Origin of the sequence: Sutterella parvirubra YIT 11816 (genome assembly GCF_000250875.1) — a bacterium.
Taxonomy (GTDB): Bacteria; Pseudomonadota; Gammaproteobacteria; order Burkholderiales; family Burkholderiaceae_F; genus Sutterella; species Sutterella parvirubra.
The window spans coordinates 1-9,018 of the sequence record NZ_JH604948.1 but is presented as its reverse complement, the minus strand read 5'-3'; the positions used below and the strand labels follow the sequence as shown (position 1 = coordinate 9,018).

General features: G+C 67.9%; 8 protein-coding genes and 1 pseudogene. 1 reads left to right on the top strand and 8 read right to left on the bottom strand.

Annotated features, from left to right (window positions below; translation table 11 throughout):
• Positions 1-626 (top strand): annotated as a pseudogene (locus HMPREF9440_RS11655) (hypothetical protein); the annotation flags it as partial.
• A gap of 128 nt (positions 627-754) precedes the next feature.
• On the opposite strand, the gene lpxC reads toward HMPREF9440_RS11655, so the two are convergent.
• The 8 genes from lpxC to HMPREF9440_RS10980 form a co-directional block, all read right to left on the bottom strand.
• Positions 755-1,687, bottom strand: a complete 933-nt coding sequence (lpxC, locus tag HMPREF9440_RS04860) for a UDP-3-O-acyl-N-acetylglucosamine deacetylase (RefSeq protein WP_008542041.1) — start codon at positions 1,685-1,687, stop codon at positions 755-757.
• Positions 1,688-1,802: 115 nt separating this feature from the next.
• Positions 1,803-3,056, bottom strand: coding sequence for a cell division protein FtsZ (gene ftsZ / locus HMPREF9440_RS04855; protein ID WP_008542039.1), 1,254 nt, complete (start codon positions 3,054-3,056; stop codon positions 1,803-1,805).
• A gap of 106 nt (positions 3,057-3,162) precedes the next feature.
• Positions 3,163-4,410, bottom strand: coding sequence for a cell division protein FtsA (ftsA, locus tag HMPREF9440_RS04850; protein ID WP_008542037.1), 1,248 nt, complete (start codon positions 4,408-4,410; stop codon positions 3,163-3,165).
• Positions 4,411-4,412: 2 nt separating this feature from the next.
• The gene (locus HMPREF9440_RS04845; RefSeq protein ID WP_008542036.1) at positions 4,413-5,240 is read right to left on the bottom strand and encodes a cell division protein FtsQ/DivIB; all 828 of its coding nucleotides are present in this window, start codon (positions 5,238-5,240) and stop codon (positions 4,413-4,415) included.
• A 16-nt stretch (positions 5,241-5,256) separates the two neighbouring features.
• Complete coding sequence (locus tag HMPREF9440_RS04840; protein WP_008542035.1) at positions 5,257-6,198, bottom strand: D-alanine--D-alanine ligase; 942 nt, start codon at positions 6,196-6,198, stop codon at positions 5,257-5,259.
• Between the two features lie 35 nt (positions 6,199-6,233).
• Entirely contained in the window at positions 6,234-7,634 is a 1,401-nt protein-coding gene (gene murC / locus HMPREF9440_RS04835; protein WP_008542033.1) for a UDP-N-acetylmuramate--L-alanine ligase, read from the bottom strand.
• Between the two features lie 124 nt (positions 7,635-7,758).
• Entirely contained in the window at positions 7,759-8,862 is a 1,104-nt protein-coding gene (gene murG, locus HMPREF9440_RS04830; protein WP_008542032.1) for an undecaprenyldiphospho-muramoylpentapeptide beta-N-acetylglucosaminyltransferase, read from the bottom strand.
• Positions 8,859-9,018: FtsW/RodA/SpoVE family cell cycle protein (locus HMPREF9440_RS10980; RefSeq protein WP_008542031.1), on the bottom strand; the 160-nt coding region annotated here is incomplete at its 5' end. The genes HMPREF9440_RS10980 and murG, both read right to left, overlap by 4 nt.

Here is a 9,018-nt window from a genome sequence, read left to right as displayed (position 1 = left end):
CGAAGACCGTCGCCCCGCGCCCTGAGGAGCGCGTCCCGGAGGCCCTCCGCCGGATGGAGCGCCTCCACACCCGCTTCATGCGCGGGGTCTACGCGGTCCGGCAGGCGCGCGAACACCTTCCCGCCGCTCCCGACCCGGACTTGGTGCCGGACGAAGCTTCGGCCGCGAAGGACGAAGGGCTCGCAGGCGTGCGCACCCGGATGCTCGCCCGCATCGCCGCGCGCCGCGAGAAGGAAGACGCCTGCGCGGCGTTGGACGCCGAGTCGTCGCTGTTGGACGCCCGGATGAGTGCCTTCGCCCTCCCCGACGACGTGGACCCGGAAGCCTTCTGGACGGAAGAGCGCCTCACGGAGCTGGACGGCCTTCAGGCGGATCTTCTCCGCTGGGAGGAGGCCGCCGCGACCTTAGCCGAGCAGCTCAGGACGGCAGCCGCCCCCAAGGCGCCGCTTCCGCCCCCGATCCGCATGGCGGCGCCCCCTGAGGAGCTTCGCCGGGAACATTCGGCGGAAGCGCAGTGGGAGGCGCATTTCCAGGATCTGATGGACGAGGTGCGGGAGCAGCGGATCCGCGAGGACGCGGAACGGGCCGCAGCCGAGGCCGACCCGAAGGATTCGGCCGGGCAGTGACGGCCGACCTCCTCCGAACACCGTCCCCAGACGACTGAAGCCCGCGGATTCGTGGGCTTCAGTGTTCTCTGAGCGGGTCGGCAGTGAGCCCGCCCCTTGGGGCGGACGGCTCAGGCCGATCAGGCCGATCAAGCCAGGGGATCCGCCGGATCCCCGCCCGGGCGCGTCATCCAGAAGTCGACCGGGCAGTCGCGCTCGTTCTCGAAGGTCGCCCAGGTCCACGAATCCGGGTTCTTCAAAAGCTCGCGCAGGAGCTGGTTGTTCAACCCGTGTCCCGACTTGAAGGCGCGGTAGTGGGCGAGCAGCGGGTGGCCGAGCACATAGAGGTCACCCATGGCGTCGAGGATCTTGTGCTTCACGAATTCGTCCTGTCCGCGAAGACCTTCGGGATTGAGAATCCGGAATTCGTCCAACACGATCGCGTTCCCCAAGGCGCCGCCCTGCGCCAACCCCATGCGGCGGAGCATCTCCACGTCCTGCACGAACCCGAACGTGCGCGCGCGGGAGACCGCCTGCTCGTAGGTCGTGCGGGAGAAGTCCACTTCGGCGAACTGCTCGGTCGCGTCGATCGCGGGGTGCCCGAAGTCGATCGCGAAGCTGAGCTTATACCCCTCATGGGGTTCCAACCTCGCCCATTTGTCGCCTTCCCGCACTTCGACGGGCTTCGTCACGCGGACGAACCGCTTGGCGGCGTCCTGCTCGACCACGCCCGCCTGGCGGATCAAAAAGAGAAAACTCGCACCCGAGCCGTCCATGATCGGGATTTCCGGCGCGTCGACCTCGACCACCGCGTTGTCGATCCCGAGCCCCGACATCGCGCTCATCAGGTGCTCGATCGTCGCCACCGCCGTGCGGCCCACGTTCACCGTGGTCGCCATGCGGGTGTCATTCACGTTCGTCGCCTCGGCGGGAATGTCGACGGCGGGCGTCACGTCGACGCGGCGGAAGACGATGCCCGCGCCCGGGTCGGCGGGGCGGAGCGTGAGCCGCACCTTGCGGCCGCTGTGAAGCCCGATGCCGGTGGCCGTCACGCTTTCGCGAAGCGTTCGCTGCTTGAACATGTGGGTACCCTCAGACTGGTTTGTCGGTTGATGGGGTTGATGCGGTGAATGCGACACAAGGCCGGGGCGAAGCGCCGCCGGCCTTGTTCGGACGTATGTCGGACCTTCGGAACCCTTACTCCGAGCCCGGCGTACGGAGGTACGTCGGAATCGTGTAGGAGGGAATCGACATCCCGGCGGGATCCTGCGGCGCTTCCTTCGCGGGTTCGGCCGAAGGCTGCTCGGCCGCCGGTTGCGCCGGGGCCGACGCGGGCTGCGCCGCGGCGGGGGCCGCAGCCGCGGGAGCGGCATGCACCGTCTGCGGGGCGATGCCGCCCTGCGCGAGGAAGGGCGGGATCTTCGGGCCGCCGGAGAAGACGGACGGCGCGGCGGCCTGCGGAAGTGCGTCCTCCGCATCCATTTCGCTCACGTCGAACGGGCGGTCGAGACCCGTGGCGACCACGGTCACGCGGACTTCGTCGCCCATGGCTTCGGAGAGCGCGGAGCCGAAGATCACCGTCGCCTGCTTGTGCGTGAAGGTGTTCAAGACGCCCATCGCCTCGCGGATTTCCGCAAGCGTCAGGGACTCGTTCCCGGTGAAGTACACCAGCATCCCGCGGGCGCCCTGCAGGTTCGCGCCTTCGAGAAGCGGGCAGGCGATCGCCTTTTCGGCGGCGATGCGCGCACGGTCCGGACCGCTCGCCGTGGCGAGCCCGATGATCGCGGTGCCGCGCTCACTCATCACCGTCTTGATGTCTTCGAAGTCGACGTTGATGTTGCCCGGCGTGTGGATGATCTCGGCGATGCCGACGCACGCCTTGTAGAGCACTTCGTTGGAGGTCTCGAAGCACTCCTTCATCGTCGCGTTCGGGGGGCATTCCTCTTCGAGCTTTTCGTTGAGGATGACGATCATCGAGTCGACCTTGTCTTTGAGCGACTCGATGCCCTTTTCGGCCGTGCGCATGCGGCGCGCGCCCTCGAAGCTGAAGGGCTTCGTGACGACGGCGACCGTGAGGATGCCGAGTTCCTTCGCGATTTCGGCGATCACCGGCGCGGCACCCGTCCCGGTGCCGCCGCCCATGCCGGCCGTGATGAAGAGGAGGTGCGCGCCGCGGATCGCCTCGGCGACCTGCTCGCGCTTTTCCTGCGCGGCCGCCGCGCCCACTTCGGGACGCGCACCGGCCCCGAGCCCCGTGCTCCCCAGCTGGATGTTCACGTGGGCCTTCGAGCGCTGAAGCGCCTGATGGTCGGTGTTGGCCGCAATGAATTCGATGCCCTTCGCACCGTGGGTGATCATGTGCTCGACGGCATTGCCGCCGCCCCCACCGACGCCGATCACCTTGATGACGGTGTTGAGCGGATCAATTTCCTGCAGGATTTCAAAAGGCATGTCGACCTCTGTGTTTTCGAATCTTTCAATTATCGCCGAGCCTCAGGGATTTGGCACGGGCTCAAGGCGGAAAAGCGTATCCAATGCTGATGGGGGCGACCGTCTCTCAGTAGTCCCCCACGAAGAACGTGATGACGCGGTTCATGAACTGCGGGAGTCTTCTGCGGCGCACGTGCGTGCGGCGCTTCTCCTCTTCGGCGTCCGCGCCTTCGAACGCACACCGCACCAACCCCATCGCGACGGACGCTTCCGGACGGCAGAGCATCGGGGCGTCGCCCTCGATCCAGCGGGGGTAGCCGATGCGGACGCTCTTTCCCGTCGTCTCGCGTGCGAGGACGTCGATGTCCTGAAGGTGCGCGCCGCCCCCGGTCAGGACGATCGCGCCCACTTCGTCCCAGACGCCCGCGGTGCGCAGGTGCTCTTCGTAGAGGCGGAAGAATTCGCGCACGCGCGCGGCCAAGGTCTTCGCGACGAGTTCGCGGGAGTACGACACCGACGGATCCTTCGCCTGAACCATTTCGCCGGGGATCACTTCTTTGAGCGAACACCGCCCCACGCGGACCTTGAGCTCTTCGGCCTCTTCGAGCGAAATGCCCAGGACCTGGGAGAGGTCCATCGTCAAACGCTCCGAGCCCCACTTGCAGACTTCCGTGTGGCGGAGCATCTTCCCGGAGAAGACCGCGATCGAGGTCGTCTGCGCGCCGATGTCGATCACGGCCGTACCGCAGATCATCTCGGAAGGCGTCAGCACCGCCTTCGCGGCCGCCCACGGGTGGGGTTCGTACCCCACCAACTCCAACTCCGAGCGCGCAAGGCAGCGCTTCAGGTTCTCCGCATTCAGAGCCGACCCGTAGACCGCGTGCACGCGGCAGACCAATCGGCTCCCGGCGAGGCCCTCCGGCGTGTTGGGCTCCAACACCACCGCGTCGCCGATCTCAAACCCCTGGGGGATCAGCTTGATGAGATCACGTCCGTTCGTCTGCGCCGTCGCCTCCGCGTGGTCGCGGGCGTTCTGGCGCGCGATCGTCACCTCCGCATCGTGCACTTCGTTCCCGCGCACGACGGCGGTCCCCTCGCACGAGGCGCTCGTCATCGACTTCCCGCCGATCGCGGCCCAGACCTGCGAGATGGGCACGCCGGACGTGTAGAACGCCTCCGACACCGCGTGGCGCACCGAGCGCACGGCGGCTTCGATCGAGACGACCGTGCCTTCGACGATCCCGTCGCTCGCCACATGTCCGAAGCCCAGGACCTGACAGGTCCCGGGCGCTTCTCCGGGCTTGGCCACCACGCAGAGCACCTTCTGGCTCCCCACGTCCAGGGCCACAACCACTTCGTCCGTATCCTGCGCCATCCTTACCTTTCCGTCGCCTCGTTGGTGTCTTCTTCGGGGAGCGGCACGGGATCTCGGCCCCTGCCGGCCTCACGCATGCTGCGGGCATGTTTTTCGATCAACGCCCGGTCGGGAAGCCCCGCCGCAAAGGCACGATCATACCGGGCATCCAAGGTCGAGGGCGGTCCGCCGAAAAGTTCCTTCATCAGGGGGTAGGCTTCAACCAACGTGCGCAGGCGCTTCTCCGGCGTGTCGTCCTCGTGGACCTGGCCCAGCTCCACCCGCGTGGGCGGCATCCCGTCCCCCGTCATCACGAAGGACCACCCGCCGCGATCCGACAGGATGAGTTCCGTGATCCTCGCGTCCAGAGGCTTGATCATCTCGCTGAAGAGCTTCGCCGCGCGGACCAATTCCGGGGCGTCCTCCGCCGGGCCGAAAATGTCCGGGAGGTTCGTCTCGGGGCTCTCTTCGGGGTTCGCGGAAAAGAGCACGCCCTCGGTCGAGAGGAGCCGCCCGTCCTCGTAGATCCCGAAGACCTCGTGGAGTTCCGTGCGGACTTCCAAGCCCCCCGGCCAGCGGCGGCGCACCTGGGCCCGCTTCACCCAGGGGAGCGCCTCGACCGCCGCACGGACGGCTTCAAGGTCCGCCGTGAAGAAGTTCTGTCCCGCGACGACCTCTTCCACCGCCTCCTTCACCCGGGCGGCGGGCACCTTCACGGGGTCGCTCGTCGTGACGAGGGTCGTGAGCGCGAAGGGCCGCCCCGCGGAGTCCCGCGGGAGCGTGAGCGCCGTGAGCCCCGCCAGCACCAGGGCGGCAAGGCATGCGAAGAGAAGCGTCCGGAGGGTCTTCATGCCTGGCTAAACTCTGTCAGTCCGTGGCCGCGAGCCCCAGGACCTTGAGGCAGAGCGCGGCGTAGTCGAGCCCCACCGCACGCGCCGCCATCGGGACGAGCGAGTGCGGGGTCATCCCGGGCGAGGTGTTGATTTCAAGGAGGACGAAGCCGCCGTCGGGCTTCTCCAGCACGTCGATGCGGGACCACCCGCGGCAGCCGAGCACCGCGAAGGCCTTTTCGCAGAGCGCACGGAGTTCCGCCGAACGGTCGTCTGCAATCGCCGCCGGGCACTCGTAGCGCACGTCGTCCGTGTAGTACTTGTTCTGGAAGTCGTAGTCGCCTTCGGGCGCGATGATCTCGATCACGGGGAGCGCCTCGCCCGCCACCACCGCCACGGTAAATTCGCGGCCGTGCACGTAGGCTTCGACCAAAACGTCTTCGCCCCCGGCGGCGTCGACCGCCGCGCGGAGCGCCGCGAGCGTCACGTCGTCCTTCTGGAGCTTCGTCACGCCGATCGAAGAGCCGTCCTTCGCGGGCTTCACGACGAGGCCGTCCGCACCGAAGTCGCGGATCAACTGCTCGAGTTCCGCATCTGTGACGTTGCCGGCCAACCGGCGGCCTTCCGGCACCGGAATCCCGGCGTCGCGCCAGAGGGCCTTGGTGAGCTCCTTGTTCATCGCGACGGCGCTCGCCGTCACGCCCGGGCCCGTGTAGGGGATGCCGAGGTAATTGAGGAGCCCCTGGATCACGCCGTCCTCACCCTGCTTCCCGTGAAGCGAAATGAAGGCGCGATCGAACTTCCCTTCGACCAGTTTGGAGAGGGGATCCGTCTGGGGGTCGAACACCGTCACGTCGACGCCTGCGCCGCGAAGCGCCGCCTCAACGCCCGCGCCCGACATGAGGGAGACCTCACGCTCAGAAGAAACACCGCCCTTCAAGAGCACCACGCGGCCGAAATTCTGGGTCGTCATCGTCATTCTTCCTCTTCGTTCAATTCATCTGTCTTGGGACTTCAGCGAGGACCGCCCGCCAGCTGCGGCGCGACGCGCGCGATCGAGCCCGCCCCCATCGTGAGGACGACGTCGCCGGGTTGGGCTTCCGCAAGGATCGCCGCACCCACGTCCTCCACCTTCACGACGGTGGGGCGCTTCGCGCCCCGCGCCGCGACGGCGTCGGCCAAGTGCGCGCTGTCGGCACCTTCGATCGGCTGCTCACCCGCGGGATAGACCTCCGCCAGGACGACGCGGTCGACACCCGAAAGAACGTCCGCAAAGGCGTCGAGGCAATCCCGGGTGCGCGTGTAGCGGTGGGGCTGGAACGCCACCATCACGCGGCGCTCGGGCCACGCGCCCTTCACGGCGGCGATCGTCGCCGCCATTTCGTGCGGGTGGTGGCCGTAGTCGTCGATCAGGCTGAAGGCGCCGCGAAGGCTCCCGTCGGCGTTCGTCAACGCCACGTCGCCGTACTGCGTGAAGCGGCGGCCGACGCCCGTGAATTCCGCGAGCCCGCGCACGAGGTCTTCGTCGTTGACGCCGGCCAAGGTCGCGACCGCAGCCGCGGCCAACGCGTTCCTGACGTTGTGCAGGCCCGGGAGGTTCAGCACCACGGGCAAGGGCGCGTGTTCGGGGCGCAGCAGCGTGAAGCTCATCCGAGTCCCCTCCGCCTTCACGTCGATCGCACGGACGTCCGCGTCGGGCGTCAACCCGTAGCCGATCACGGGCTTCGTCACCCGCGGGCGGATCGAGCGGACGTTCTCGTCGTCCATGCAGAGGACCGCGACGCCGTAGAAGGGCAGCCTTTCGAGGAACTGCACGAAGGCCGACTTCAGATTCTCGAAGTCGTGCCCGTAGGTGTCCATGTGGTCTTCGTCGATGTTGGTGACGACCGAAATCACGGGCGTGAGGTTGAGGAACGACGCGTCCGACTCGTCCGCTTCGGCGACGAGGAATTCACCCGTCCCCAAACGCGCGTTCGCGCCCGCGGAATTGAGCCGGCCGCCGATCACGAACGTGGGGTCGAGGCCGCCCGCCGCCAGAAGCGCGGTCGTCAACGACGTCGTGGTCGTCTTCCCGTGCGCGCCCGCAATCGCGATCCCGCGGCGCAGGCGCATCAGTTCCGCCAGCATCACCGCGCGCGGCACCACCGGGATGCCGAGTTCGCGGGCCGCCACGACTTCCGGGTTGTCGTCCTTCACCGCGGACGAAATCACCACGGCGTCCGCCCCGCGGATGTGCCGCTTGTCGTGGCCGCGCCAGATGCGCGCGCCCAAAGCCTGGAGGCGCTCGGTCGTGGGCGAGGCGGCCAAGTCCGAGCCCGACACCACGTAGCCGAGGTTCAAAAGCACCTCCGCGATGCCGCTCATCCCGGCGCCGCCGATGCCCACGAAATGCAGATGGTTCACCAGAAACTTCACCGTTTCTCTCCCCTCTTCAGTCTTGTCTTCTTTGCGTTCGTCAGGTTTTCAGCCCATGTGGGGTCTTGGTCGCTGCGCGTTCTTTGCGTGTCCGTTGCGTCGTCTTAAAGCAGGGCCCCGGGGGTCAGGCGCCCCGCGCACGCTTCGCGCACGTCTCTTCAATCAGATCCGCCACGCGCTCGGCGGCGTCCGCCTTCGCCAGCGCCCGCGCGCGGCGCGCGAGCGCCAGCGCGTCGCCGCGCGTCATCGCCGCGAGCATCGCGGCGAGGTTCTCCGCCGTGCAGTCCTTCTGTTCCAAAAGGCGCGCCGCGCCTTCGCGTTCCATGTAGCGGGCGTTCCCCAACTGGTGCGCCGTCGTCTTCGCGACGAAGGGCACCAGGATGCTCGCGGCGCCCGCGGCGCAGATTTCCGAGACGCTCGTCGCGCCGGCGCGGCAGATGACGAGGTCGCTTTCCGCATAGCGCGCCGCCATGTCGTCGATGAAGGGGACGACCTCGGCTTCCACCCCCAGGCGCGCGTAGGCCGCCCGCACGGGTTCGTCGCGGTCGCGCCCCGTCTGGTGGAGCACCTTCGGGCGCACCTCCGCCGGGATCTTCGCGAGGGCTTCGGGGAGGACGTCGTTCAGGACCTGCGCGCCGAGGCTCCCGCCGAAGACGAAGAGCTTCAAGGGGCCTTCGCGCCCCGCAAAGCGCGCGTCCGGATCCGGCACCGCCGCGATGTCGGCGCGCACGGGGTTCCCCGTCGTGTGGCCTTTGCTTCGCGCAAAGGTCCTCGCGCCGCCCGCAAAGCCGCAGGCCAACGCGTCGCACGCCTTCATCAGCGTGTTGGTCGACATCAGGAGGTCCGCGTCGCAGTTCATCAGCACGATGGGGAGGTGGAGGCTCTTTGCGCCCCAACCGCTCGGCACGGCGACGTAGCCGCCCGTCGAGAAGTAGGCGTCGGGCTTCAGGTCGGAGAGAAGGCGGCGGGACGCGAAGAAGGCTTCGCAGAGCTTCACGAGGCCCTTCAGGGCGCCGAGCTTCCCCTTCCCCCGCACGCCCGAGAAATCGAGCGCGTGGAAGGGAATGCCGTCCTTCGCGACCAAAGCGGATTCCATCCCCGTCTTCGTCCCCACCCAGGAGACGCGCCAGCCGCGCGCCTTCATCACGCGGGCGACGGCGAGCCCCGGGAAGACGTGTCCCCCGGTCCCCGCGGCCGCAATCACCAAATGCTTTTCCGGTGCGCTCACACCTGACCTCCTCGCATGAGAATCTTGTTTTCCTTGTCCACCCGCAGGAGCATCGCGACGGCGACCAAGGCCGCCAGCATCGAGCTCCCGCCGTAGCTCACGAACGGGAGCGTGAGCCCCTTCGTCGGGAGCGCCCCGCTCGCGACGCCGATGTTG